Here is a 23,891-nt window from a genome sequence, read left to right as displayed (position 1 = left end):
TTGCCTCGCGGGCCGTTTTTTTGTGCCGCGGGTCGGTGCCCGTGGGTGCGCTTGCGCTGCGGCGTTGGATCAGCGCGTCGTGCGGTGTTTGACCCAATCGCCGGATCGGATTTCGGGCAGCCCTTTCACCGCGTGAGGCGCGACCGGATAGAAGCGGCAATTCACCACATTGCCGTCCACTTTCACCATGACTTCGCGCGCCAGAAAGCGATCTTCGACGCCGGGGTACACCGCCTCGATTTCGTCGAGCACGGCAACGAGTTCATCGTCGATCTCGTAGACGTCGCCGATCACTTCCACGCCCTCTTCGTCGACGACGAGGCCCGGGTACGAGCCGAAGTCGAACAGATGGCCGCGAACCGTGGCCGTTCCGAGCAGCGTCGGCTCGGCGATCTCGTTGCGCGCCGCGGCATCGCGGATGTCGTTCACTTCGCCCGCTCGCAGCGTGCCGTAGACAAAGACGGTTTGCATCGTCGTTCGTGCTCCTCGAGTAGGGGTCGACAATCCCGCCATTATGCAACGGCGCAAAGCGCACACGCTCTACAATGGAAACCCGCCCGCGATCGCGCTTCATATCGCCGCGTTTCATATCGCCGCGTTTCGTTTGTGGCGTTACGTTTGTGGCGTTTCGTTTTTGGATCGACCTTTGTCATGACTCCGTACGCCGGTTCGGACCGGTCGAGCTTCGTCAGCCTGACCGACACGCCGCCAGAATTCCAGCCGAACGAAGCGCACCCCATTCGCGTGCGCTCGCGGCCCATGCCCATGGGTTCGCATTTCGCGCGTCATCAGCATGCGTGGGCGCAGGTCGCGTACGCGCCGCGCGGCGTGCTGCGGGTGGCCACGACCGGCACCACGTGGATGGTACCGCCCTCGCGCGCCATCTGGGTGCCGCCGCATGTCACACATGAGGTCGTCGCCGTGGAGGACGCGTTTCTGCGCACGCTGTACATCACCGAAAACGCTGTGCCTGCGGGGCTCGACGCGCCGCGCGTGGTCGAAGTCTCGAACCTGCTGCGCGAGGTGATTGCCGCGCTGGATACGCCCGGCATCTCGCCCGAGCGCGAACGCCTGCTGGGCGCACTCGCGCTCGACGAGCTGACGCGCTCCGAACCGCTGCCCCTTTCCGTGCCGATGCCGAACGAAAAGCGCCTGCGTGCGCTGTGCGAGGCGGTGATCGCCGATCCGACGCCCGCCGAGTCGCTCGAACAATGGGCGGCGAGCGTCGGCGCCAGTACGCGCACCATCGCGCGGCTCTTCCGCCAGGAACTCGGCGTGAGTTTTTCGCAGTGGCGGCAACAGGCGATTCTGGCGCGCGCGATCCCTTTGCTGAGCCAGGGGCGGCCGCTCTCCCATGTCGCGCAGGAGTTGGGCTATCAGAGTCAGAGCGCGTTTTCCGCGATGTTTCGCCGGGCCTTTGGCGAAAGTCCGCGCGCGTTTATCGAACGTGGCTCGGAACATCGGCTGGACAATGGCGAAAGCGTCGACGACGCCGTTTCTGCCGATGCACGCGTTGAAGAGACGGCGTCGAACCACGCGGACGCGCCCGGCGGCGTGCACCGCTAAACGCGAATCGTCACCTCAAACCCGCCGCGCCAGATGACGGATCGCGCCAAGCTGCGCGAGCCGCGGCCCGGCGAGCTTGTAGCCCTTGCGCTGATAGAGCCGTGCCGCGGGGTTGTCGACGAACACGCGCAACTGCAGTTCGCGCAGACCGCGCTCGCGCGCCCATTGGTGCGACATGTCGAGCAGATAGGTGCCGGCGCCGAGGCGCCGGTAGCCTTCCGCGATCTGGACGTCGCGAATATGCAGCGAATCGCCCTCCTGCGTGATGCGCAGCACGCCGATCGCCTTGCCGTCCATTTCGAGGATGAAGTTTTCCGACTCGCGCCAGCTGCCGAGAAAGAGATCGCCGCGCCAGACAAGATGATGCCGCTGATAGTAGCCGCCCATGTTGCCGTGAGTCAGCGCCTCGGCAAACTCGAAATCGTCCATGCTGGCTTTGCGCAGATGGAACGGTGACGGAGCTTCGGTTGGATCGAACATGGCGGCACGACGAAGAGAAGTCGGGATAAACGGTAAAACAGGCCGCGCGCGCTGGCAATGGCTGTTTGTCCCGAGCATAGCCAGGCTGGCAGGCAGCGGAAATAAAAAAAGCCCACTCCTTTCGAAGTGGGCTTTTCAAATCTGGCGGAGCGGACGGGACTCGAACCCGCGACCCCCGGCGTGACAGGCCGGTATTCTAACCAACTGAACTACCGCTCCAGATTTTCACACTGCACCGTTCAACTTCCTACCGAACGACGCCGATGTTCTGGCGTCCCCTAGGGGATTCGAACCCCTGTACTCACCGTGAAAGGGTGATGTCCTAGGCCTCTAGACGAAGGGGACAACGTACTGCTTACACCTTTAATGAAAAAGCCCGTTCAAGTTTGTATGAACGGGCTTTGTCTGGCGGAGTGGACGGGACTCGAACCCGCGACCCCCGGCGTGACAGGCCGGTATTCTAACCGACTGAACTACCACTCCAGTCTTTACACCCTGGCTTGCGAGCGTCGGTTATTTCTCTGCAAGCTGCGCTGCTTTACTTCATAAAGCGACGCCGATGTTTGGCGTCCCCTAGGGGATTCGAACCCCTGTACTCACCGTGAAAGGGTGATGTCCTAGGCCTCTAGACGAAGGGGACATAATCTTTTCAGATCTGTCTTTTACTCACCGCTGACCTTGAATTAACTAACATGAAGCTGCTTGCCAGTTATTCGTTTCGTCAACTGCGAAGACCGCTATTTTAACTACGATACTGCTGTTTGGGAAGTCTTTTTTGCTACAAGTTCCAGACTTCGGAACGACTTCACTCTGCTCTGATGGTGGAGGTAAGCGGGATCGAACCGCTGACCTCTTGCATGCCATGCAAGCGCTCTCCCAGCTGAGCTATACCCCCCTTGCAGAACAGAAACGAGATTCTAGAGGCCAATTTGCGCTTTGTAAATACCCTTTGAGCAATTGCATGCGACTTTTTTCCGAAGACGCATGCAATCCCTCTCAACGCACGCGCGAACGCTCTGGCCAGGCGTGCCGCGATCGCGTTATGCCAACGCTTTCTCGATACGGCTCACCACCACATCGCGGCCGAACAGCATCAGCACCGTATCGATAGACGGCGTATGCGTCGTGCCCGCCACCAGCAGCCGAACCGGCATGGCGAGTTGCGGCATCTTCAGTTTGTGTGCGGAAAGCGTGGCCTTGAGCGCGGCGGCGATCGCCTCCTTGGTCCACTCGACGGTCTTCAATGCGGCAGCCAGCTCGCCGAGCGCCGGGCGCACTGCGTCGGTCACATGTTGCGCGAGGGCTTCCGCATCCGGGGCGGGCGTGCGATAGAACATCGCCGCGCTCTCTGCAATCTCCTTGACCGTGGACGCGCGGTCCTTCAGCAAGCCCACCACGGCGCTCAGGTCGGCGCCTCGCGCGATGGCCGCCTCGTCGATACCCAGTTCAGCGAGGAACGGCCGCGCGAGGCCGGCAAGGCGCGCGTTGTCCGCTTCCTTGATGTAATGCGCGTTGAGCCAGTTGAGCTTGTCGTGGTCGTATTGCGCCGGCGACTTGCCGAGATGTTCCAGATCGAACCATTCGACAAACTGCTCGCGCGAGAAAATCTCCGCGTCGCCATGCGACCAGCCGAGGCGCGCGAGATAGTTCACCACGGCTTCGGGCAGGTAGCCGGCGTCGCGATAACCCATTACGCTCATCGCGCCGTGACGCTTGCTCATCTTTTCGCCCTGCTCGTTGAGCACGGTCGGCAAGTGCGCGTACACCGGCGGCTCGCCGCCGAGTGCGCGCAGAATATTGATCTGCCGCGGCGTGTTGTTCACGTGATCGTCGCCGCGAATCACGTGCGTGATGCGCATGTCCAGATCGTCCACCACCACGCAGAAGTTATAGGTCGGCGTGCCGTCGGGCCGCGCGATCACGAGGTCGTCCAGCTCCTCGTTCGAGATTTCGATGCGCCCTTTTACCGCGTCGTCCCAGGCCACCGTGCCGGTGAGCGGATTACGGAAGCGCAGCACGGGCTGCACGCCCGCCGGCGGTTCGGGCAACACCTTGCCCGGCTCGGGACGCCACGTGCCGTCGTAGCGCGGTTTTTCACCGGCTTCGCGCTGGCGCTCGCGCAGCGCGTCGAGTTCTTCGGTCGACATGTAGCACGGATACACGAGCCCCGCGTCGCGCATCTGCTGAAGCACCTCGCGGTAGCGGTCCATGCGCTGCATCTGGTAGAACGGGCCTTCGTCGAAATCGAGGCCGAGCCATTCCATGCCTTCCAGAATCGCGTCGACGGATTCAGTGGTGGAACGCTCGACGTCGGTGTCCTCGATCCGCAGCACGAAGGTCCCTTTCATCTTGCGCGCGAACGCCCACGGATAAAGCGCGGAGCGGATGTTGCCGAGGTGAATGAAGCCGGTGGGACTCGGTGCGAAACGGGTGCGAACGGAGGTGGTCATTAGCGTTACTCGAAGACGGGCGCCGGCGCCGGACAGATATAGCCAGTCAGGCGCGGCAGCGAACCGCGTCCATGCAGCAGGACGACAGCCGTGCATGGACACGAAGGAATCAAAGCAAGAGCCGAATTATACCTTTCGAGAGCGGCGCGCCGCCCTCGTCCGAACGGCCAGGCGAGCGCGTCCCGGTGGCGTCGTGATTGCGTCCCGATGGTGCCCTGAAGGCGTCCTGATCGCGTGCTGTCGCCGAGAGGCGGTGTCTCTGCAACGTTTCATTACAGGCCCGCGCGCCCGCGCCGCTTTGCTTTATGATGTGCGCGCGCCAGGGCACACACGCCGCCCGCGCGCATGAAACCGCTTATCGCGGTCGCCTCGACCTTTGCCTGATCGCGGCACGAGGCGGCGCCCGTCACGCCGCCTGTGCCGTTGCTGGAGAATTCGTTGAAACCTTCGTCACCTCGTTTCGGCCGTCGCAACTTTTCGCTCGCCGCCGCCTCGGCGGTGCTGGCCGCCTGCACCACGGCCGGCAGCAAAATCGACGGAATGTCGACGTCGAATGGCACCGCCACGCCAGGCACGAGCACCCCGCCGCTCGACAAGCCGCAGCGCCCGCTTCGGGTCGCGCTCGCGCTTGGCGGCGGCGCGGCGCGCGGTTTCGCGCACATCGGCGTGATCAAGGCGCTGGAGGCGCGCAATATTCAGGTGGACCTCGTCGCCGGCACGAGCGCCGGGTCGGTGGTCGGCGCGCTCTATGCGTCGGGCATGAACGGCTTCGCGCTGAACAAGCTCGCGCTGACCATGGACGAAGCGTCGATCAGCGACTGGGCGATGCCGTTTCGCACGCGCGGCCTGCTGCAAGGCATCGCGCTGCAGAATTATCTGAACACGACGCTCAACAATCGGCCGATCGAGAAAATGGTGAAGCCGCTCGGCGTCGTCGCCACCGACCTGAAAACCGGCCAGCCCATTCTCTTTCAGCGCGGCAATACCGGCGTGGCGGTGCGGGCGTCGTGCAGCGTGCCGTCCATTTTCGAGCCGGTGAAAATCGGCGGGCATGAATATGTGGACGGCGGTCTCGTGAGTCCGGTGCCCGCATCGTTCGCACGCAAGATGGGCGCGGACTTCGTGATCGCGGTGGATATCTCGCAGCGCCCGGAAAGCGGCCTCACAGCCAGCTCGTTCGATGTGCTCATGCAGACTTTCACGATCATGGGCCAGACCATCAAGGCCTATGAACTCGACAAATATGCCGACGTCGTGATCCGGCCGAATCTCGCGGCCATGAGCGGCAGCGACTTCTCGCAGCGCAACGCCGCGATTCTCGCCGGCGAAGAAGCCGTCGCGAAGATCATGCCGGAGCTGCAACGCAAGCTGACGGCGAGCCGCGCGGCGGTTTAGCGAGGTCAGGGATCGCGGCCGCCAGTCGCGGCTGCGCACGGCCTCACCCGTAGACGGGCCGTCAACGAAAAAGCCTGCTTCTTTCGAAGCAGGCTTTTTTACTGTGGCTTCGGCTCCAGGCGGTGCGCCTGCACCGCCTGGCGGCAAAAATCAGTTGTTTCCGCCGATCGTCGCATTCACGCGCTTGCGCAGATCTTCGCCGCTCTGGTACGACGTCTCGATCCGGCGCGCGCCGGTGAAGCGCTTTTCCCAGTAGCCGTCATCCATGTCGTCGACGCGGATCGTGCTGCCGGTGGACGGCGAATGCACGAACTTGTTGTCGCCGATATAGATGCCCACGTGCGAGAACGTGCGGCGCATGGTGTTGAAGAACACCAGGTCTCCCGGCTTCAGATCGCTCACGCGGACCTTTTCGCCGACGCGGCTCATTTCCTCGGCGCGGCGCGGCAGCGCCATGCCCAGCGTGTCCTGGAACACGTAGCGCACGAAGCCGCTGCAATCGAGCCCCGAATCCGGCGTATTGCCGCCCCAGCGGTAGCGCACGCCGATCATGTTCAGCGCGCCGACCACGACGTCGCCCGCTTTGCCGGCCATGCCCGACAGGAACGATTTCGCGCTGCCGTCGGTGTTTCCGCCGACGGACTGGGAGCTGGAAGAGGACGGGGAATTCGCCGACGTGCTCGGCGAAAATGAGGCATTCTGATTGAAACTGCTTACTTCGTCGGCGAAAACGCCGGGAGCTGCTGCGATCAAGACGCCAATGAACATCCCGGCGACGGCGCGCGTGCAAGCCTGGGTCAGATTTCTGTGCTGCATTGGTCGGTAGTTTTTGCTAAAGAATCAGGGGTCTACGGAAAAAAGTTTGGTCGATACTAGCCAGTAAGTATTCATGTGTCAAAACAAATAGAAAAATACAATCGAGAGGCGCACCCAATTGGTGAAAGGGTGAAAAATCAACGGTCCAGCGCGGCTTTCAGGAGCTTTCGAGTGTAGGGGTGCGAAGGGGTCGCAAAGATTTTCTCAACGTCTCCACTTTCGACGATAGAACCGTTTTGCATGACCGCCACGCGGTGCGCCATCGCCCCGATCACAGCCAGGTCGTGGCTGATGAAAACGAAGCCGAGGTTGTACTTCTGTTGCAACCCGGCCAGCAATTTCAGCACTTGCTGCTGAATGGAGACGTCGAGCGCGCTGGTGGGCTCATCGAGGATCAGAATGCGCGGCTCGACCACCAGCGCGCGCGCGATGGCGATGCGCTGCCGCTGGCCGCCCGAGAACTCATGCGGGTAGCGCAGCAACGCGGTGCGGTCGATGCCGACCTCGCGCAAGACCGCCAGCACCTTGTCGCGGCGCGCTTGCGGCGACATTTGCGGCCGGTGCAGGGCCAGTCCCTCGCCGACGATCCGCTCGATGGTCTGGCGCGGCGAAAGCGAGCTGAAAGGGTCCTGAAACACCACCTGCATGTTCGAGCGCAACGCCGTCTGTTCCGTGCCGCGGTAGCTGCCCAGCGCCCTGCCCTGGAATTCGATCTCGCCGTGCGCCGTGCGCTGCAGGCCGAGCAAGGCCATGGCGAGCGTCGACTTGCCCGAACCGGATTCGCCGACGATCCCGAGCGTCTCACCTTGCCGCAGCGAAACGCTCGCATCGGCGACGGCGCGAAAGCGCCCCGAGCGGAACCAGCCGGCAAACCCCGGCAACTTCGTTTTGAAATCGACGGACACATCGCGGGCTTCCAGCAGCACCGGCGCAATGGGCAGCACCGGCACCACGGTCCGCTGCGGCCGGCTCGCGAGCAGCCGCTGCGTGTAGGGATGCTGCGGCGAGCCGAACACCTGCTCGACCGGCCCGCTCTCGACGAGCACGCCCTTTTCCATTACCGCGATACGCTCGGCGAAGTTGCGCACGAGGTTCAGGTCATGCGTGATCAGCAGCACGGCCATGCCGCGCTTTTCGGCTTCGTCGCGCTGCAGTTCCAGCAGCAAATCGACGATCTGCGCGCGAATCGTCACGTCAAGCGCGGTGGTCGGCTCGTCGGCGAGCAATAGACGCGGACGGCACGCGAGCGCCATGGCGATCATTGCGCGCTGCCGCTGGCCGCCCGAGAGTTCGTGCGGATAGCTGTTCACGCGCTTGCCCGGCTCGGGAATGCCCGTGCGTCCGAGCAATGCGACCGCGCGCTTGCGGGCCTCCGCTGCCGAAACGCCGTCGTGCACCACAATCGTCTCCGCGATCTGATCGCCCACCGTGTAGAGCGGATTGAGCGCCGTCATCGGCTCCTGAAAGATCATCGCGATGTCAGAGCCGCGCAGCCCGCGCATCTCACGCTCGCTTTTGGCAAGCAGGTCCTCGCCGTCGAAACGGATCGATCCGCTCACCTGCGCGTCGCTCAACAGACGCAAGACCGACAGCGCCGTCACGCTCTTGCCCGACCCCGATTCGCCGACGAGCGCGAGGCGTTCGCCGCGCCGGATCGTCAACGTGACGTCGTTCACGGCCACCGTTTCGCCGAAGCTCACATGAAGGCGATCCAGATCCAGCAGCGGCACACCGCTCCCGCCGTTGCCGCTGTCGTGCTGCTGTGCATGGGTTTGCCGTTGCATGCTCACTGATTACCTCCGGCGCGCATCGCATCGGAGATGCGGGTGTCGAGCGCGTTGCGCAGCGCGTCGCCCATGAACGTCAGCAGCAATAGCATCGTGACCAGCACACCGAAGGTCGACAGCGAGATCCACCAAGCGTCCAGATTCGCCTTGCCCTGTGCGAGCAGTTCGCCGAGGCTCGGTGTCGGCGAAGGCACGCCGAGGCCGAGAAAATCGAGACTCGTCAGCGCGAGAATCGCGCCGCTCATGCGAAACGGCAGGAACGTGATGACCGGCGTGAGACTGTTGGGCAGCACGTGCCGCCACATGATCTGCCAGTTCGACAGCCCCATGGCCTTCGCCGCGCGCACGTAATCCTGCTGGCGATTGCGCAGAAACTCCGCGCGCACATAGTCCGACAAGCCGATCCAGCCGAACAGCGAAAGCAGCACGATCAGCAGAACGAAACCCGGTTCGAAGATGGACGAGAAAATGATCAGCAGATAAAGCTCGGGCATCGCGCTCCAGATCTCGATCAGGCGCTGCCCGATGATATCCGTACGTCCTCCGAAATAACCCTGGACGGCGCCGGCCGCGATGCCGAGTATCGTGCCGATGAATGTCAGCACGAGACCGAATTCCACCGACACGCGAAAGCCGTATAGCAGGCGCGCAAACAGATCGCGGCCGCGATCGTCGGTGCCGAGCCAGTTTTCGCGCGACGGCGGCGCGGGGTTCGGTGCTTTCGAAAAATAGTTGAGCGTGTCGTAGTAGTAATGGTTCGGCGGGTACACGGCGAAATTGCCCGGCGCATCGAAACGCTGCTTGATATACGGGTCGAGATAATCCGCGGGCGTCGGGAAATCGCCGCCGAACGTGGTTTCCGCGTAAGTGTGAAAGAGCGGGAAATACAAGTGGCCGTCATAGCGCACCACGAGCGGCTTGTCGTTGGACCACAGCGGACCGGCGAGGCTCGCCGCGAAGGCCGCGACAAACACGATCAGGCTCCAGTAGCCAAGCCGTTGCTGGCGAAACCGCTGCCATACGCGGCGCGCGGGCGAAGGCGAGACGAACGCGCGCGCGGGCTCCGTGCGGGCCGCTGCATCGGCTGAAAGGCGGGCTCGATTCATCAGCGTTCCAGTTGTTCGAATTGAATGCGGGGATCGACCCACACATAGCAAAGATCGGAAACGAGCTTGGTCGCAAGGCCGATCAGCGTGAAGAGATACAGCGTGCCGAGCACGACCGGATAGTCGCGCCGCACGACGGACTCATACGACAGCAAGCCGAGACCGTCGAGCGAAAAAAGCGTTTCGATCAGCAGACTGCCTGTGAAAAAAGCGCCGATAAACGCAGCCGGAAAGCCGACGATCAACGGCAACATCGCATTGCGAAACACGTGCTTCCACAACACGCGTTTCTCGGAAAGACCTTTTGCGCGTGCGGTCAATACGTACTGCTTGCGAATCTCGTCGAGAAAGGCGTTCTTGGTGAGCATCGTCACGACCGCGAAACTGCCGACCACCGAAGCCGTAATCGGCAACGCGATATGCCACAGATAATCGAGCACCTTGCCCACCAGGCTCAGTTGCGACCAGTTATCCGATGTGAGATTGCGCAGCGGAAAGAGCTGCAAAAACGTGCCGCCGCCGAATAACACGAGTAGCAGCACGCCGAGCACGAAGCCCGGAATCGCGTAACCGATCAGCACGACAAGGCTCGTCGCGATGTCGAAGCGCGAGCCGTTGCGCACCGCTTTCGCAATGCCGAGCGGCACCGAGATCAGATACGTGAGAAAAAACGTCCACAAGCCGATGCTGATCGACACCGGCAGCTTCGAAACGATGAGCGACCACACGCTCTGATGCCGGAAATAGCTCTGACCCAGATCGAAGGTGGAGAAGCGCTTGAGCATCAACATGTAGCGCTCGAGCGGCGGCTTGTCGAAACCGTACAGCGCCTTCAGTTGCGCGATCTGCTGCGCGTCGACGCCGTTGTGCGCGCGCAGGCCGAACGGCACTGCGCCCTCGGCGCCCTTGCGCAGCTCATGCTGCATCTGTTCGACCGGGCCGCCCGGCACGAACTGGATCACGATGAAGGTCAGCGTCAGCACGCCGAGCAACGTCGGGATCATCAGCAGCAGACGTTTGAGAATGTAGCTCCACATGACGTGCTTTCCATTGCGAGGGCGGTGATTGAACGACTATAACGCGCGAGCGTGATACAGCGGGTCATTGCGCAGCGGCCTGCGTGCCTTGCGGCGGCTTCGCGAACCACCACGTCGACGTGATCCAGCCTTCGGCGCCGTAGTACAGCGGCAGCCTCGCCGGCCATGCAAGCCCGCGCTTGAACGCCACGCGATGCGTTGCGCTGTACCAGTGCGGCACGACGTAGTAGCCATGCATCAGCACGCGATCGAGCGCATGCGTCGCGTCGAGCAGCTGCTCGCGCGTCTGCGCCTGCACGAGTGCGCGCAGAATCGAATCGACAGCCGGCGACTTCAGTCCGATCACATTGTCCGAGCCGTTCGTATCGGCTGCCTTGCTGCCGAAGCGCTCGATCTGCTCGGAACCCGGCACCTGCACGTCCGGCATGCGGATCGTCGTGGTGTCGAAGTCGAAGGCGTCGAGCCGCTTCTGATAGACCGCGAAATCGGCTACGCGAAACGTGGCTCGTATTCCGAGCTTCTGCAGGTTTCGAATGAAAGTAGCGACGATCGGCTCCATTTGCGCGGCCGATCCCGAGTCGTCGAGTATCTCGAACTCGAACGGCTCCCCTTTTGCATTGCGCAAAGCGCCGTCGCGATAGCGCCAGCCGGCCTCGTGCAACAGCGCGCGCGCCTGCAGCAGGTTCGCGCGCAGCGAGCCCGGCGGGTCGGTGTCGGGCTGCTTCGGCGGCGGCCCGAAAACCGCGGGATCGAGCTTCGCACGCCACGGCTCGAGCAGCGCGAGTTCGCCCGGCGACGGCAGCCCCTTCGCCTGCAGATCGGTGTTGGCAAAGAAACTGTCGATGCGCGCGTACTGATTGAAGAACAACTGCCGGTTGAGCCACTGGAAATCGAGCGCGAGATCGAGCGCCTTGCGCACGCGCACGTCCTGAAACAGGGGCCGCCGCGTGTTCAGCATGAAGCCCTGCATACCCGTGCCGTTGTGCTGCGGGAACACCTTCTTGATGAGCTCGCCGCTGTCGAATTTCTTGCCGACGTCGCGCCGCACCCAGTTACGCGCGACATACTCCACAAGCGCGTCGTATTCACCAGCCTTGAAGGCCTCGAGCCGCGCGACGCTATCCGAATACAGCTTGTAGACGATGCGCTCGAAGTTGTACATGCCGACGCGCACCGGCAGCGCCGCGCCCCAATAATCCGGGTTGCGCCGGTACGTGATGGTGCGGCCGTTGTCGTACCGCTCGATCAGATAAGGACCGCTGCCAATCGGCTTTTCAAACGCCAGTTGATCGAACGGGATATGGCTGCCGTCGGGCTTCATTCCCCACTTGTGCGAAAACACCGGCATGCCGCCCGCGAGCAACGGCAACTCACGATTGCGCTGCTGAAATTCGAAACGTACGGTGTGCGCATCCACGACGACCGCGCGCACGATCTGGCCGAAAATCGACATGAATTGCGGCGCGGCCTGCGGGCTCTTCAGGGTGTCGAGCGAATACTTCACATCCTCCGCGGTAACGGGATCGCCGTTCGAAAAACGCGCGTGCGGGTTGATATGGAAGGTAGTCGAGAGGCCGTCCGGCGCGATCCTGATGTCGTCGGCGAGCAGTCCATACGCGGAGGCCACTTCGTCGCTGCTGCCGGTCGTGAGGCTCTCGAACAGCAGGTCGACGCCGGGCGCGGTGTTGCCGCGCAAAGTGAACGGGTTGAATTTATCGAAGCTCGTCAGGCGGCTCGGATTGGCCAGCACCAGTGTGCCGCCCTTCGGCGCATCTGGGTTCACGTAGTCGAAATGCTTGAAGTCCGCCGGATATTTCGGCTCTCCGTACTGGGCAATGGCATACGCCGCATGCGCTTGCGTCGCCGCGAAAAGACCGGCCGCGGCCAGCGCGGCGCACAGCAGCGCGACGCAGGCATTGCGCGATGAACGCCACATGAGCGCGGGACCGACACGCGGGGGCCTGGAAACTACGCATTGAGGTGCACGAGGCGATGGAACCCGTCGCGAGCCAGTTGTCATAAGCGCCTTGGTGGTCATTGGGCAATTGCGTGGTGAGGGAATTCTACCCAATAAACCCGCGCAAACCGTAAGTCCGCCGCGCGCCCCGGCAAGGCGCGAAGGCATGAAAAAACCGCCCATTCGGGCGGTTCAGGATCGCTGCGGTTGCCGCTGCGGCTCAGTGCCAGCCGCGACCGTGATCGTAGTGATCGCGCCGGTAGTCATAGCGCCCCGGCGGATGATGACGATACCAGTCGTCGCGCGCCCAATAGCGGTGGCCGTCCCAGTAGCGGTCGCCATGCCAGCCGATCACGATAGCCGGTCCGCCGTAATACACGGGTGCGGGCTGATACACGACGGGCGGCGGAGGCGGCGGCGGTGGTGCATAGACCGGAGCCGGCGCCACGTAGACCGGCGCGGGAATGCCGATATTGACCCCGATGTTGACCCCGCCGGCCATGGCTGCACCCGACGCGGCCAACGTCAGAACCCCGAGCAGAAGCGGAACAAAACGAGCGGACTTCATCGATCACCCTTGGAAGAATGTGTTGTTGGCGGAAATATAGCGCAAGGCCGCCCGCGGCGTATTTCAACTTTGTAATAACTGATGCATAAGATCGCACGCGAAGCGGCAGGTAATTTCTGGTTACATCGCTCCGAAGTTGAGCTTGCCCAGTGGGGAATGGATGACTGCCTGGAGCCCCCCCAAGCGGGGTATTTCTGGGCTGCTCAAACTGTTAATCAGGATACCGAATTATTATTCCAATCTGAAGCTGACGCTTCGCCACGTAGTCGGACACGCGACGAGTAGTCAGCCGGGTTGCTCATTAATGAAAACGACATGTTCGAAAGAACATTTTACTGAAGCATTTGCACAAAACAGTCGTCTGATCTCAAGCAGCCTCGACACGCCCCATGGACAGGAAATCCGCGCTACATCAGGCGTTTCTTGTCATTGCACATGGTTTTCCCTTAGTATCAAACTCATCTTTCAGTGATACGATGACTGACACTAAACATCGAAAAATGTTCGAATTCGCGCATAACTGCACCAGACCCTGCGGTCGGATACGCGAACACGGAGACACACTGTGAAGACAATCATTGGTTTGCGCTGGTGGATCATCGGCCTCGTATGTCTCGGGACCATCGTTAATTACCTGTCGCGCAACGCGCTCGGCGTGATGGCTCCGGAGTTGATGAAGCTCATGCACATGAGCACCCAGCAGTACTCGTACGTGGTCGGCGCCTTCCAGGTCGGTTACACCGTCATGCAACCGGTCTGCGGTCTTATCATCGATCTGATCGGTCTGCGCCTCGGCTTCGCCCTCTTTGCCTGCCTGTGGTCGCTGACAGGCGTATTGCACGGCTTTGCAAGCGGCTGGTTCTCGCTTGCCGCGCTGCGTGGCCTGATGGGCCTGACCGAGGCGGTCGCCATCCCGGCCGGCATGAAGGTCGTCGCCGAGTGGTTTCCGAATCGCGAGAAATCCGTCGCGGTGGGCTACTTCAACGCGGGTACGTCGCTCGGATCGCTGCTCGCGCCGCCGCTCGTCGTGTTCCTGTCGCTTCGCTATGGATGGCAAAGCGCCTTCGCCGTGACAGGCGCTCTCGGCTTCGTCTGGGCGGCGGCGTGGTACGCGCTGTACCGTTCGCCGTCCGAGCATGCGCGGATCAGCGAGGCCGAGCGCAAAACGATCATGGGCGGTCAGACCCCGCCGGCGCCGCGCCGCAGCCGCATCCGCGAAGTGCTGCGCACGCGCCGCTTCTGGGCCATCGCGCAAGCCCGCTTTTTCGCGGAGCCCGCATGGCAGACGTTCAGCTTCTGGATTCCGCTCTATCTCGCCACGCAGCGCCATATGGATCTGAAGCAGATCGCGCTGTTTGCATGGCTGCCGTTTCTCGCAGCCGACCTGGGCGGCCTGTTCGGCGGCTACCTGTCCCCCTTCCTGATGAAGCGTCTGCGTGTGCCGCTCATCGGGTCGCGCATCGCGGGCGTCGTACTCGGCGCATTGATGATGCTCGGGCCGGCATGCATCGGTCTCGTTGCTTCGCCCTACGAAGCAATCGCACTCTTCTGCGTGGGCGGCTTCGCACATCAGATGATCTCGGCACTCGTCAATACGCTCGCCGCCGACGTCTTCGACCCGGGCGAAGTCGGCACCGTTGCCGGCTTTGCGGGCATGTCCGCGTGGATCGGCGGTCTCGGCTTTTCGCTAATGGTCGGCGCGCTCGCGGACAAAATCGGCTACACGCCGCTCTTCGGCGCGCTGGGCGCTTTCGACATCATCGGCGCGACGCTGCTGATCCTCCTCATGCGCGGCGTTTCGCGCGACGCACGTCCGCGCGAGGCCGATGCGGCCTCGAACGCGGCTGCATGATTTCAAAGACTACCCATCATGCGTTCAATCACGAATCTGAAGCACCCGCCGCGCTTCGCGCTCGCGTCGCACGAAGGCAATCACCTGGTTCTTACCTCGCCCGAGCAGTGCCGGATCGAACTCTTCGTTCTCGCGGAAGACATCGTCCGCGTGCTGGTGTTGCCCGACGGAGAACTGCATGGCCCGCGCACCTGGGCCATCGCCCCCGGCGCGGAGGACGTTCCGCTCGAAGGCCGCGAGCGCCGCGATATGAGCGGTTTCACGCCGTCGGCGTTCGAGGTGTCGAACGACGGCGCGCAACTCGTCGTGCAGACAGCATGTATCCGCCTTGCCGTTACGCTCGACGGCGGCTTCTGCGCCTGGGACATTCTGCGCGACGCGGTCTGGCACCGCGTGATGAACGACCGCAAGACGCAGTCGTACAACTTCGGCTGGTGGGACGAGCGCGTCTATCACTACATCGAGCGGCGCAAGGACGAGATATATGTCGGGCTCGGCGAGCGCGCGGGGTCGCTTGATCGCGCGGCGCAGTCGTACGAGATGCGCAACATCGACGCGATGGGTTACAACGCGCGGACCACCGACCCGCTCTACAAGCACATACCGTTTTACGTCACCTGGCAGCCGCAAACACGCACGGGCTTCGGGCTCTTTTACGACACGCTCGCGGATTGCCGTTTCGACATGGGCCGCGAGCTCGATAACTATCACGGTCACTATCGCCATTTCGTCGCCGCGCATGGCGACCTCGACTACTACTTCATCGCCTCCGCCGACACGCCCTTGCATGCCGTGCGCCGCTTCACGTGGCTCACCGGGCGCCCCGCATGGATGCCCAGGTGGGGACTCGGCTATTCCGGCTCGACCATGAGCTACACGGACGCGCCAGACGCACAGCAACGCATGGGCGAATTCATCGAACGATGCAGCGAGCACGATGTGCTGTGCGATTCGTTTCACCTGTCCTCGGGCTATACGTCGATTGACGCCAAGCGCTATGTCTTCAACTGGAACCACGAGAAGTTTCCCGACATCGACGGTTTCGTCAATGGCTACCTCGAACATGGCGTGCGCCTGTGCGCGAATATCAAGCCGTGCCTGCTGCAGGATCACCCCGCATTCGAGGAAGCCGCGAGCGCCGGCTTGCTGATCGAGGCGCGCAACGGCGAACCCGCGTGGGTGCAGTTCTGGGACGAAGTCGGCGCGTATCTCGACTTCACGAATCCCGACACGATCGACTGGTGGAAGTCGCGCGTCAAGGAAAGCCTCTTGAAACACGGCATTGCCGCGACCTGGAACGACAACAACGAGTTCGAAATCTGGACACGCGACGCCATCGCGCACGGCTTCGGCAGCGCCTTTCCCGCACATGAGGCCAAGGTGTTGCAAACGCAGCTGATGATGCGCGCCTCGCGCGACGCGCAGCGCGAATTTGCCCCGCGCCGCCGGCCGTTTCTCGTCTCGCGTTCCGGCGGCGTCGGCATGCATCGCTATGTGCAGACCTGGTCGGGCGACAATTACACGTCGTGGGAAACGCTGCGTTTCAATCTGAAGATGGGTCTTGGCCTCGCAATGTCCGGCGTGTCGAACAGCGGCCACGACATCGGCGGATTTTCGGGCCCCGCCCCGGGTCCGGAACTGTTCGCGCGCTGGGTCGCCTTCGGCATCTTCCTGCCGCGCTTTAGCATCCACTCATGGAACGACGACGGTACCGTCAACGAACCGTGGATGTATCCGGAAGTCACGCAGCAGATTGCCGCACTCATCAAACTGCGCTACCGCTTGATTCCGTATCTGTACGAACTGCTGTGGCAATCGCACAGCGCATACGAACCGGTTTTGCGTCCCATGTTTGCGGAGTTTCCGCACGACCCGCGCTGCCTTGTGGACGGAGACGACATGATGCTTGGTTCCTCGATGCTCGTCGCGCCCGTGGTCGACGCGGGCCAAACGGCGCGCGAAGTGTATCTACCTGCGGGAACACGCTGGGTGTCGTACTGGAGCGGCGAATCGTTTAACGGCGGCCAGACCGTGAGCCTGCCCGCGCCGTTCGAGCAGCCTGTCATGCTGTTGCGCGAGGGCAGCGTGATTGCGTTGAACGTCGCGCAACAGCACTTCGGCCGCCCGGCGGACGAACGGGCGTTCATCGCCGTACCGCACGCGGGCGCAGGCACGGCGCGCGGCGGTTCGATCGAGGACGACGGCGAAAGCGAAGCCTGGCGCTCGGGCACCCAAGGCCGCTGGAACGTGACGATTGCGAGCGACGTCAATGCCTTGCGGATCGCTGTGGAACGCGCGGGTTCGACGCCGCACACACAAGACGAGTTGCGCGTATTCGTGCCGATGCACGAGACGAGGCCGGTCACGTGCGAGCGCGGCGCGCTGCTGAACGACGAATCCGCCAATGGCTGGCGATGCCTGACCATTTCCACCGCGCCCTGACACGCGCTTCATTCCGTAGTACTGACAACACCGAAAGACTGGATCGGAGACTCCCCATCATGTTCACATCGAAACGCGCGCGGAGCCGCGCGGTCGTCATGTTCTGCCTGCCGCTCGCGGGCGCACTGTTCTGCACAGGCGCGTCGGCGCAAAGCAGCGTCACGCTTTACGGCGTCGTGGACAACGCGTTCACGTACGTTAGCAATCAGCGTGGCCATGCGAACTTCTATATGAGCCAGGGTAACCTCCAGGCAAGCAAGTTCGGCCTGCTCGGCGCGGAAGATCTCGGCGACGGCACAAAAGCGATTTTCCGCCTTGAAAGCGGCTTCAATTCGTTGACGGGCGCGCAGAGCAGCTCAGGCTTCATCTTCAACCGGCAGGCGTACGTCGGGCTCAGCAATGACCGCTACGGCACCGTCACGCTAGGCCGCCAGTACACGCCCTACTTCCAGATGGTCGGCGCACTCGGGCCGACCGGCGTGCTGACGGGCGCAACCGGCGCACATCCCGGCGACATCGACGCGCTGGACACGACCCTGCGCCTGAATAATTCGGTAACCTATCTATCGCCTACACTCGCAGGTCTGCAATTCAGCACGCAGTATGGACTGGGCGGCGTGCCGGGCAGCGTCGCGAACGGCAGTCATTTCAGCGCGGCATTCCGCTACGACTACAAACCGTTTGCCGTCGCGGCAGGCTACGTCAAGCTGAAAGACATTGCGACGAGCGCCGCGCTCGGCACTTACGCGATCAACTCGCCGGTGAATAGCGGCTACGCGAGCGCGCGCAGCGCACAACTGTTCGCGGCGGCGGCGCGCTACACCGCACAGGATCTGATGGTCGGCATCAACTATTCGAACGTGCAATATGCGCCGGGCCACGGTTCGCTCTTCGCCAGCGAAGGCGTATTCAATACTTATGGCGTGATTTCGACTTACCGGATCACGCCCGCCGTGATCGTCGGCGCCGGCTATAGCTACACGCGCGCGAGCAAGGCCAACGGTGTCAGCGATCCCGCGCGCTATCACCAGATTTCGCTGGAACAGACGTACAGCCTCTCCACGCGCACCACCCTTTATGCTCTGGAAGCCTATCAACTCGCGTGGGGCAAGACGCTCGCCGCCGCGGGCAGCAGCGCGACGAGCATCATCGACGCAGTGGCGGTAGTCGGCGACTCGCAGAACGCGACGCCTTCGTCGGGACCCTCGCAATTCGTCGGCATGGTGGGCTTGCGGCACGCGTTTTAGCTCTGCGCTCGGCAGCCGGCAAGATGCGCTGCACGCCGTTGCGGCGCATCTTCCATACATTCCCCCACTCATCTAACTCCGCCACGAGAAATACAAAGCAGAAAAACTTGGTTTGAACCGGGACCACGTCTTACTAGACTCCTCATCATCTTGTCATAACAAGTTTGAGCGATGTCGAAAACGACTCCAGTACCGGCGGCCGCGGCAATTTCAGGCGCCTCGGTCACCTCTCTCCCGCTGTACGCCCAGATCAAGGACACACTGCGCGAACGCATTCTCGACGGCACGTATGCGCCTCTTTCGCGGATGCCGTCCGAGCACGAACTCTGCGGCTTGTTCGACGTGAGCCGCATCACCGTGCGCCAGGCGCTCGGCGATCTGCAGAAGGAGGGGCTGCTCTTCAAGCTGCATGGCAAGGGCACGTTCGTCTCGAAGCCCAAGGCCTTTCAGAATGTGACGTCGTTGCAGGGCTTCGCGGAAGCCATGGCGTCGATGGGCTATGAAATCGTCAACCAGTTGCGCAGTTTCCGAACGGTCGAAGCGACACGTCACGTTGCCGCGCGCCTGAACATTGCGGAGGGCGCGCCCGTGACCGAGATTCATCGCGTACGGCTCCTCAATCGCGAGCCGGTATCGCTCGAACTGACCTGGCTGCCTGAAGCGCTCGGCAAGCGCCTCGCCCACGCCGACCTGGCGACGCGCGACATCTTCCTGATTCTCGAAAACGACTGTGGCGTGCCGCTAGGTCACGCCGATGTTTCCATTGACGCGATTCTCGCCGACGACGACATCGTCGAAGCCTTGCGCGTCGAGGAAGGCAGCCCTGTGTTGCGCATCGAGCGTCTCACGCACGATGCGTCGGGGCAGCCGGTCGATTTCGAATATCTGTACTTTCGCGGCGACGCTTTTCAATACCGGCTGCGTGTGGATCGCGAAAAAGACCTGCAAAAAGGCACCCCAAACGCAACGGAGGCACGATGAATACCCATGTACTCGACTACGACGTCGTCGTGGTCGGCGGTGGCACGGCGGGACCGATGGCCGCCGTCAAGGCGAAGGAACGCGATCCCTCTCTGAAGGTATTGCTGCTCGAGAAGGCCAACGTGAAGCGCAGCGGCGCAATCTCGATGGGCATGGACGGCCTGAACAACGCGGTGATTCCGGGCCACGCAACGCCCGAACAATATACACGCGAGATCACGATCGCGAACGACGGCATCGTGGATCAGGCAGCCGTGTATGCATATGCACGCCATAGCTTTACGACGATCGAGGAGTTGGACCGCTGGGGCGTGAAGTTCGAGAAGGACGGCAACGGCGACTACGCAGTCAAGAAGGTGCATCACATGGGTTCGTATGTGCTGCCCATGCCCGAAGGCCACGACATCAAGAAAGTGCTGTACAGGCAGTTGAAACGCGCGCGCGTGGCGATCACGAACCGCATTGTGGCCACGCGCCTGTTGACCGATGCGCAGGGCCGCGTGAGCGGCGTGCTCGGCTTCGACTGCCGCACGGCCGACTTCTACGTGGTGCGCGCGAAGGCGGTCGTGCTGAGTTGCGGCGCGGCCGGCAGGCTCGGCCTGCCGGCGTCCGGCTATCTGATGGGCACTTACGAAAACCCGACGAATGCCGGAGACGGCTACGCAATGGCGTATCACGCGGGCGCCGCGCTCGCGAACCTCGAATGCTTCCAGATCAATCCGCTCATCAAGGACTACAACGGCCCCGCATGTGCGTATGTGACCGGCCCGCTCGGCGGCTTTACTGCGAACGGCAAGGGCGAACGCTTCATCGAATGCGATTACTGGAGCGGCCAGATGATGTGGGAGTTCTACCAGGAACTGCAAAGCGGCAACGGCCCCGTGTTCCTCAAGCTCGACCATCTTGCGGAAGAAACCATTCAGACAATCGAGCAGATTCTGCACACGAACGAGCGCCCTAGCCGCGGACGCTTTCACGAGGGACGCGGCACCGATTACCGCAACCAGATGATCGAGATGCACATCTCCGAGATCGGCTTTTGCAGCGGGCACAGCGCGTCGGGCGTCTACGTGAACGCGCGCGCCGAGACCACCGTGCCGGGCCTCTATGCCGCCGGCGACATGGCGGCCGTGCCGCACAATTACATGCTCGGTGCGTTCACGTACGGATGGTTCGCCGGACACCATGCGGCGGAATATGTGGCGGGCCGCGAGCATGCCACCGTCGACGACGAACAGGTCGAGGCCGAGCGCGCGCGCATTTATGCGCCGCTTGCGCGCGACAACGGGCTGGCGCCAGCGCAGGTCGAATACAAGCTGCGCCGCATGGTGAACGACTACCTGCAACCGCCGAAGGTCACACGAAAAATGGAAATCGGTCTACAGCGCTTTGCCGAAATCAGTGAGGATATCGAATCGATCGCAGCGGCGAATCCACACGAACTGATGCGCGCCGCCGAGGTTCGCGCGATACGCGATTGCGCGGAAATGGCCGCACGTGCGTCGCTTTTCCGCACCGAGAGCCGTTGGGGCCTCTATCACCATCGCGTGGATTACCCGGCGCGCGACGACGCGCAGTGGTTCTGCCACACGCATTTGCGCAAGGACGCCAACGGCCGCATGACCAGCGAAAAGCGTGCGGTCGAACCGTATATCGTCGCGCTCGACGACAAAGACCGCGATGCCTATCGCAACCTGCGAATCGGCGAGCCCGCGCTCGCCGCCGCCACAGCCTGACGGAGCATGCCTATGTCCTCGCCGACACCCGTTGCGGTTTTCACTCCGCACGATATCTATCAGCGCAGTTCGGCTGCGGTCACCATCGACGAAAGCAGGTGCATTGCCGACAAAGGCTGCACGGTATGCGTCGACGCGTGCCCGCTCGACCTGCTCGCCATCGACATGAAGAAAGGCAAGGCCTACATGCAGTTCGACGAGTGCTGGTACTGCATGCCTTGCGAGCAGGATTGCCCGACCGGCGCAGTGAAAGTGTCCATTCCGTATCTTCTGCGTTAAGCGATGCGCGGAACCTGCTCTCTCCATTCACGCCCGCCCATGTCCGATTCGATTGATCCGAGCGCCTCGCTCGATGCCGTGCCAGCCGAAGCCGCCGCCCTTCTGTCTCGCCTCGCGTCCGACGACGCCGCGGTGCGCCGGATCGCCCTGATCGATCTGGCTGATCTCGAGGATGCCTGCGTCATCGAGCCCATCGTCAATGCGCTGCGGCGCGATGCATCGCCTGAGGTGCGTAGCGAGGCCGCGCGGCTGCTTGCGTCGTGGGAACGCGATGACGTCGTGGAGGCACTATGCGGCGCGTTGCTCGATCCGCACGATGTGGTGCGCGCGAGTGCGGCGCAGAGCCTGTCGGAACTGAAGCAGTCGTCTTCCGGCGCGATACTGCTGGAGTGGCTGAAGCAGCCGGATTCGTTCGTGCGCGCGGCACTGCTGCGCGCGCTGCGCGAACTACGCGTGGCCGAGGCGCTCGCGCCTGCATTGCAAGCGCTCTCCGACGACGACCCGACCGTGCGCAGCGAAGCCGTCGGCGTGTTGGGATGGCTAAAGAATGCGGTCGCGCTCGCCCCGCTGGCTTTGCTGGCGACGCACGACCCCGATGCATCGATCCGGCGGGCCGCAACCGCTTCGCTCGGCTTTGCGCCGCGCACGCATCGCGCGACCACCGAAGCGCTGCTCGGCGCATTGCATGACGATGCGTGGCAAGTACGCGAAGAGGCCGCGACGACGCTCGGCAAGCTGCGTGTGGCCGAATCGCGCGATGCGCTCGTCAACGCGCTCGACGACGCCTACTGGCAAGTGCGCTTACGTGCGCTGCGCGCGCTTGGACAGATCGGCGACGCGGCCAGCGCGACGCCCGTCGCCGCGTTGCTCTCGCATACGATCAGCAACGTGCGCAAGGAGGCCGCGCTGGCGCTCGGCGAAATCGGCAGTAGCGACGATGCGGGGACGCTCGCCGCGCTGGAAGCGGCGGAAGCCGACGGCGATCCCGAGGTTCGCAAGGCCGTGCGAATCGCGCTGCGTCAAATTGCGGAGCGTTCGCGATGAACGTTCCTGACTCCGTAGCAATCGACGCAGTGAGCGGGACCTTGTCGATGCGCTGGCCCGACGGTTCAGCCGCGCAATTGCCGTCTGCCGGGCTGCGCGCCGCCTGCCTGTGCGCAGGGTGCCGCAAGCTCAAGCTCGATGGGCTTTGGTCGCTTTCGCGAGCCGATGTGAAGCTGCTGGACGCGCGGCCCACGGGCTATGGCCTGCAACTGGTGTTCGACGATGGACACGAGCGCGGGATCTTCCCTTGGGTTTATCTGGAGCGGATGGCAAAGGGAGAGTTGGATTGACGCAGATCACCTGGTTATCCGAACGGTTCTGCAGATGCAATTCAACAGGAAGCAGCAAGCAACGCTTGCTAATCGCAGCGCGGCCCTGCAGCAATCCGTTTTCCGGCATTTAGCCACCCAAAGTGGATTGCGGAAGGCGCTTCTCGAAGGCAAGCCGTGTCCACATCACGCCGGCGCTTTTATTGCCCGGCTGAACCGAAGGCACGACCAATTGAAGCGCGGTTTCGAGACCGCACATACGCGCAAGCTGGATGGTCTCTTGCGCAGAGACGTCGAACATGCGGCGCCCTTCCGGAACCGGTCCATGGCGTAGCGAGACGACCAGCAACCCATGGTCTTTGATCAGAGCACTCACGTGCGTCATGGCTCGACGACGCTCTTCCTCATCGAGGTGCATCCACACGGCGGTGAGCATCACCACGTCGAATGTTTCCTGCCTCGCGCGAAGAGTCCGGAGATCGGGCAGGCTGTCATCGATCCACTCCACACGTGAGCACCGATGCATGTTGATGGCCGCGGTGCGCAGTTCGTCGACCGGTTCCACCGCGACGACCGTGTGTCCCATCGCGGCGAAAGCTGCCGCATCTGTGCCGATTCCCGAGCCCACATCGAGGATGCGCGACGGCCCCCGCGGCAACAGGTGCAAAACCGGCGCGTGGCGCTCGGCAAATGACATGCCCCGCCACTGACGAATCAGCGCCTCGGCTTCTTCCGCGTAGCCTTCAGTGCCGCTTACCTTGATCAAGATGGATGGCGCCTTGTGTTCACCAGTTAGCCAGTCAGACCAGTTCACTTTCTTTATGGGAAGACGAGCCGCACAGGTGTCGGGCCACGCGCGGCTCCGAAGCAGCCACGGGC

20 protein-coding genes and 5 tRNA genes are annotated in these 23,891 nt (G+C 62.7%); 10 read left to right on the top strand and 15 right to left on the bottom strand.

Going from position 1 to position 23,891, the window contains the following annotated elements; genetic code table 11:
- Nucleotides 1-69: 69 nt before the first annotated feature.
- Complete coding sequence (locus ACEN8U_RS20635; protein ID WP_015003114.1) at nt 70-471, bottom strand: gamma-glutamylcyclotransferase; 402 nt, start codon at nt 469-471, stop codon at nt 70-72.
- A 180-nt stretch (nt 472-651) separates the two neighbouring features.
- Here ACEN8U_RS20635 and ACEN8U_RS20630 point away from each other — a divergent pair, with 180 nt between their 5' ends.
- Nucleotides 652-1,566 carry an AraC family transcriptional regulator gene (locus tag ACEN8U_RS20630; protein ID WP_041745528.1) on the top strand — a complete coding sequence of 305 codons (915 nt, stop codon included), beginning with the start codon at nt 652-654 and terminating at the stop codon, nt 1,564-1,566.
- Between the two features lie 15 nt (nt 1,567-1,581).
- On the opposite strand, the gene ACEN8U_RS20625 is transcribed toward ACEN8U_RS20630, so the two are convergent.
- The 7 genes from ACEN8U_RS20625 to gltX form a co-directional block, all read right to left on the bottom strand.
- Nucleotides 1,582-2,046, bottom strand: coding sequence for a GNAT family N-acetyltransferase (locus ACEN8U_RS20625; RefSeq protein ID WP_013588836.1), 465 nt, complete (start codon nt 2,044-2,046; stop codon nt 1,582-1,584).
- 142 nt (nt 2,047-2,188) lie between these two features.
- Nucleotides 2,189-2,265 (bottom strand) — tRNA-Asp (locus tag ACEN8U_RS20620).
- A 50-nt stretch (nt 2,266-2,315) separates the two neighbouring features.
- Nucleotides 2,316-2,391, bottom strand: a tRNA-Glu gene (locus tag ACEN8U_RS20615).
- A 61-nt stretch (nt 2,392-2,452) separates the two neighbouring features.
- Nucleotides 2,453-2,529: transfer RNA gene (locus ACEN8U_RS20610), tRNA-Asp, on the bottom strand.
- A gap of 81 nt (nt 2,530-2,610) precedes the next feature.
- Nucleotides 2,611-2,686 (bottom strand) — tRNA-Glu (locus ACEN8U_RS20605).
- Between the two features lie 179 nt (nt 2,687-2,865).
- Nucleotides 2,866-2,941: transfer RNA gene (locus ACEN8U_RS20600), tRNA-Ala, on the bottom strand.
- Between the two features lie 145 nt (nt 2,942-3,086).
- Nucleotides 3,087-4,496, bottom strand: a complete 1,410-nt coding sequence (gene gltX / locus ACEN8U_RS20595; protein WP_015003116.1) for a glutamate--tRNA ligase — start codon at nt 4,494-4,496, stop codon at nt 3,087-3,089.
- Between the two features lie 438 nt (nt 4,497-4,934).
- Here gltX and ACEN8U_RS20590 point away from each other — a divergent pair, with 438 nt between their 5' ends.
- Entirely contained in the window at nt 4,935-5,891 is a 957-nt protein-coding gene (locus ACEN8U_RS20590) for a patatin-like phospholipase family protein (RefSeq protein WP_013588838.1), read from the top strand.
- A gap of 150 nt (nt 5,892-6,041) precedes the next feature.
- Here the strand turns inward: ACEN8U_RS20590 and ACEN8U_RS20585 are convergent, their stop codons facing one another.
- The 6 genes from ACEN8U_RS20585 to ACEN8U_RS20560 all read right to left on the bottom strand — a co-directional run bounded on the left by ACEN8U_RS20585 (nt 6,042) and on the right by ACEN8U_RS20560 (nt 13,162).
- On the bottom strand, nt 6,042-6,707 hold the full coding sequence (locus ACEN8U_RS20585) for a C40 family peptidase (protein ID WP_015003119.1): 666 nt from the start codon (nt 6,705-6,707) through the stop codon (nt 6,042-6,044).
- A gap of 137 nt (nt 6,708-6,844) precedes the next feature.
- Nucleotides 6,845-8,491 carry an ABC transporter ATP-binding protein gene (locus tag ACEN8U_RS20580; RefSeq protein WP_015003120.1) on the bottom strand — a complete coding sequence of 549 codons (1,647 nt, stop codon included), beginning with the start codon at nt 8,489-8,491 and terminating at the stop codon, nt 6,845-6,847.
- A 2-nt stretch (nt 8,492-8,493) separates the two neighbouring features.
- Entirely contained in the window at nt 8,494-9,600 is a 1,107-nt protein-coding gene (locus ACEN8U_RS20575; RefSeq protein ID WP_015003121.1) for an ABC transporter permease, read from the bottom strand.
- Nucleotides 9,600-10,637, bottom strand: a complete 1,038-nt coding sequence (locus tag ACEN8U_RS20570; RefSeq protein WP_015003122.1) for a microcin C ABC transporter permease YejB — start codon at nt 10,635-10,637, stop codon at nt 9,600-9,602. The genes ACEN8U_RS20575 and ACEN8U_RS20570 overlap by 1 nt, the downstream gene beginning before the upstream one ends.
- A 64-nt stretch (nt 10,638-10,701) precedes the next feature.
- Nucleotides 10,702-12,573 (bottom strand): extracellular solute-binding protein, encoded by a 1,872-nt coding sequence (locus ACEN8U_RS20565; protein WP_015003123.1) that lies wholly within the window; start codon nt 12,571-12,573, stop codon nt 10,702-10,704.
- A 241-nt stretch (nt 12,574-12,814) separates the two neighbouring features.
- Complete coding sequence (locus ACEN8U_RS20560) at nt 12,815-13,162, bottom strand: hypothetical protein (RefSeq protein ID WP_015003124.1); 348 nt, start codon at nt 13,160-13,162, stop codon at nt 12,815-12,817.
- A 565-nt stretch (nt 13,163-13,727) separates the two neighbouring features.
- On the opposite strand from ACEN8U_RS20560, the gene ACEN8U_RS20555 reads away from it, so the two are divergent.
- The 8 genes from ACEN8U_RS20555 to ACEN8U_RS20520 all read left to right on the top strand — a co-directional run bounded on the left by ACEN8U_RS20555 (nt 13,728) and on the right by ACEN8U_RS20520 (nt 23,033).
- Nucleotides 13,728-15,014 carry an MFS transporter gene (locus ACEN8U_RS20555; protein WP_015003125.1) on the top strand — a complete coding sequence of 429 codons (1,287 nt, stop codon included), beginning with the start codon at nt 13,728-13,730 and terminating at the stop codon, nt 15,012-15,014.
- Between the two features lie 18 nt (nt 15,015-15,032).
- Nucleotides 15,033-17,456, top strand: coding sequence for a TIM-barrel domain-containing protein (locus ACEN8U_RS20550; RefSeq protein ID WP_015003126.1), 2,424 nt, complete (start codon nt 15,033-15,035; stop codon nt 17,454-17,456).
- Between the two features lie 59 nt (nt 17,457-17,515).
- Nucleotides 17,516-18,703 (top strand): porin, encoded by a 1,188-nt coding sequence (locus ACEN8U_RS20545; RefSeq protein ID WP_015003127.1) that lies wholly within the window; start codon nt 17,516-17,518, stop codon nt 18,701-18,703.
- Nucleotides 18,704-18,874: 171 nt separating this feature from the next.
- Nucleotides 18,875-19,684, top strand: coding sequence for a GntR family transcriptional regulator (locus ACEN8U_RS20540; RefSeq protein ID WP_015003128.1), 810 nt, complete (start codon nt 18,875-18,877; stop codon nt 19,682-19,684).
- The gene (locus ACEN8U_RS20535) at nt 19,681-21,420 is read left to right on the top strand and encodes a fumarate reductase/succinate dehydrogenase flavoprotein subunit (protein WP_015003129.1); all 1,740 of its coding nucleotides are present in this window, start codon (nt 19,681-19,683) and stop codon (nt 21,418-21,420) included. The genes ACEN8U_RS20540 and ACEN8U_RS20535 overlap by 4 nt, the downstream gene beginning before the upstream one ends.
- A 12-nt stretch (nt 21,421-21,432) precedes the next feature.
- The gene (locus ACEN8U_RS20530) at nt 21,433-21,699 is read left to right on the top strand and encodes a ferredoxin family protein (RefSeq protein WP_015003130.1); all 267 of its coding nucleotides are present in this window, start codon (nt 21,433-21,435) and stop codon (nt 21,697-21,699) included.
- Nucleotides 21,700-21,738: 39 nt separating this feature from the next.
- Nucleotides 21,739-22,743, top strand: coding sequence for a HEAT repeat domain-containing protein (locus ACEN8U_RS20525; RefSeq protein WP_015003131.1), 1,005 nt, complete (start codon nt 21,739-21,741; stop codon nt 22,741-22,743).
- Nucleotides 22,740-23,033 carry a DUF971 domain-containing protein gene (locus tag ACEN8U_RS20520; RefSeq protein WP_015003132.1) on the top strand — a complete coding sequence of 98 codons (294 nt, stop codon included), beginning with the start codon at nt 22,740-22,742 and terminating at the stop codon, nt 23,031-23,033. Before ACEN8U_RS20525 ends, ACEN8U_RS20520 begins: the two co-directional genes overlap by 4 nt.
- A 109-nt stretch (nt 23,034-23,142) precedes the next feature.
- Here the strand turns inward: ACEN8U_RS20520 and ACEN8U_RS20515 are convergent, their stop codons facing one another.
- Nucleotides 23,143-23,778, bottom strand: a complete 636-nt coding sequence (locus ACEN8U_RS20515) for a class I SAM-dependent methyltransferase (protein WP_015003133.1) — start codon at nt 23,776-23,778, stop codon at nt 23,143-23,145.
- Nucleotides 23,779-23,891: the final 113 nt, after the last annotated feature.

Origin of the sequence: Paraburkholderia phenoliruptrix (assembly GCF_047325075.1) — a bacterium.
GTDB classification, from domain to species: domain Bacteria; phylum Pseudomonadota; class Gammaproteobacteria; order Burkholderiales; family Burkholderiaceae; genus Paraburkholderia; species Paraburkholderia phenoliruptrix.
The sequence above is the reverse complement of the archived record's forward strand: the minus strand, read 5'-3'. Positions and strand labels throughout refer to the sequence as shown.

What these genes read in the sequence shown, in the direction of transcription:
- ACEN8U_RS20545 (WP_015003127.1), top strand. Translation starts at nt 17,516, where the DNA reads ATGTTCACATCGAAACGCGCGCGGAGCCGCGCGGTCGTCATGTTCTGC.
- ACEN8U_RS20570 (WP_015003122.1), bottom strand. Translation starts at nt 10,637, where the DNA reads ATGTGGAGCTACATTCTCAAACGTCTGCTGCTGATGATCCCGACGTTG.
- ACEN8U_RS20630 (WP_041745528.1), top strand. Translation starts at nt 652, where the DNA reads ATGACTCCGTACGCCGGTTCGGACCGGTCGAGCTTCGTCAGCCTGACC.
- ACEN8U_RS20540 (WP_015003128.1), top strand. Translation starts at nt 18,875, where the DNA reads ATGTCGAAAACGACTCCAGTACCGGCGGCCGCGGCAATTTCAGGCGCC.
- ACEN8U_RS20520 (WP_015003132.1), top strand. Translation starts at nt 22,740, where the DNA reads ATGAACGTTCCTGACTCCGTAGCAATCGACGCAGTGAGCGGGACCTTG.
- ACEN8U_RS20525 (WP_015003131.1), top strand. Translation starts at nt 21,739, where the DNA reads ATGTCCGATTCGATTGATCCGAGCGCCTCGCTCGATGCCGTGCCAGCC.
- ACEN8U_RS20565 (WP_015003123.1), bottom strand. Translation starts at nt 12,573, where the DNA reads ATGTGGCGTTCATCGCGCAATGCCTGCGTCGCGCTGCTGTGCGCCGCG.
- ACEN8U_RS20575 (WP_015003121.1), bottom strand. Translation starts at nt 9,600, where the DNA reads ATGAATCGAGCCCGCCTTTCAGCCGATGCAGCGGCCCGCACGGAGCCC.
- ACEN8U_RS20535 (WP_015003129.1), top strand. Translation starts at nt 19,681, where the DNA reads ATGAATACCCATGTACTCGACTACGACGTCGTCGTGGTCGGCGGTGGC.
- ACEN8U_RS20635 (WP_015003114.1), bottom strand. Translation starts at nt 471, where the DNA reads ATGCAAACCGTCTTTGTCTACGGCACGCTGCGAGCGGGCGAAGTGAAC.
- ACEN8U_RS20530 (WP_015003130.1), top strand. Translation starts at nt 21,433, where the DNA reads ATGTCCTCGCCGACACCCGTTGCGGTTTTCACTCCGCACGATATCTAT.
- ACEN8U_RS20580 (WP_015003120.1), bottom strand. Translation starts at nt 8,491, where the DNA reads ATGCAACGGCAAACCCATGCACAGCAGCACGACAGCGGCAACGGCGGG.
- ACEN8U_RS20560 (WP_015003124.1), bottom strand. Translation starts at nt 13,162, where the DNA reads ATGAAGTCCGCTCGTTTTGTTCCGCTTCTGCTCGGGGTTCTGACGTTG.
- gltX (WP_015003116.1), bottom strand. Translation starts at nt 4,496, where the DNA reads ATGACCACCTCCGTTCGCACCCGTTTCGCACCGAGTCCCACCGGCTTC.
- ACEN8U_RS20550 (WP_015003126.1), top strand. Translation starts at nt 15,033, where the DNA reads ATGCGTTCAATCACGAATCTGAAGCACCCGCCGCGCTTCGCGCTCGCG.
- ACEN8U_RS20625 (WP_013588836.1), bottom strand. Translation starts at nt 2,046, where the DNA reads ATGTTCGATCCAACCGAAGCTCCGTCACCGTTCCATCTGCGCAAAGCC.
- ACEN8U_RS20585 (WP_015003119.1), bottom strand. Translation starts at nt 6,707, where the DNA reads ATGCAGCACAGAAATCTGACCCAGGCTTGCACGCGCGCCGTCGCCGGG.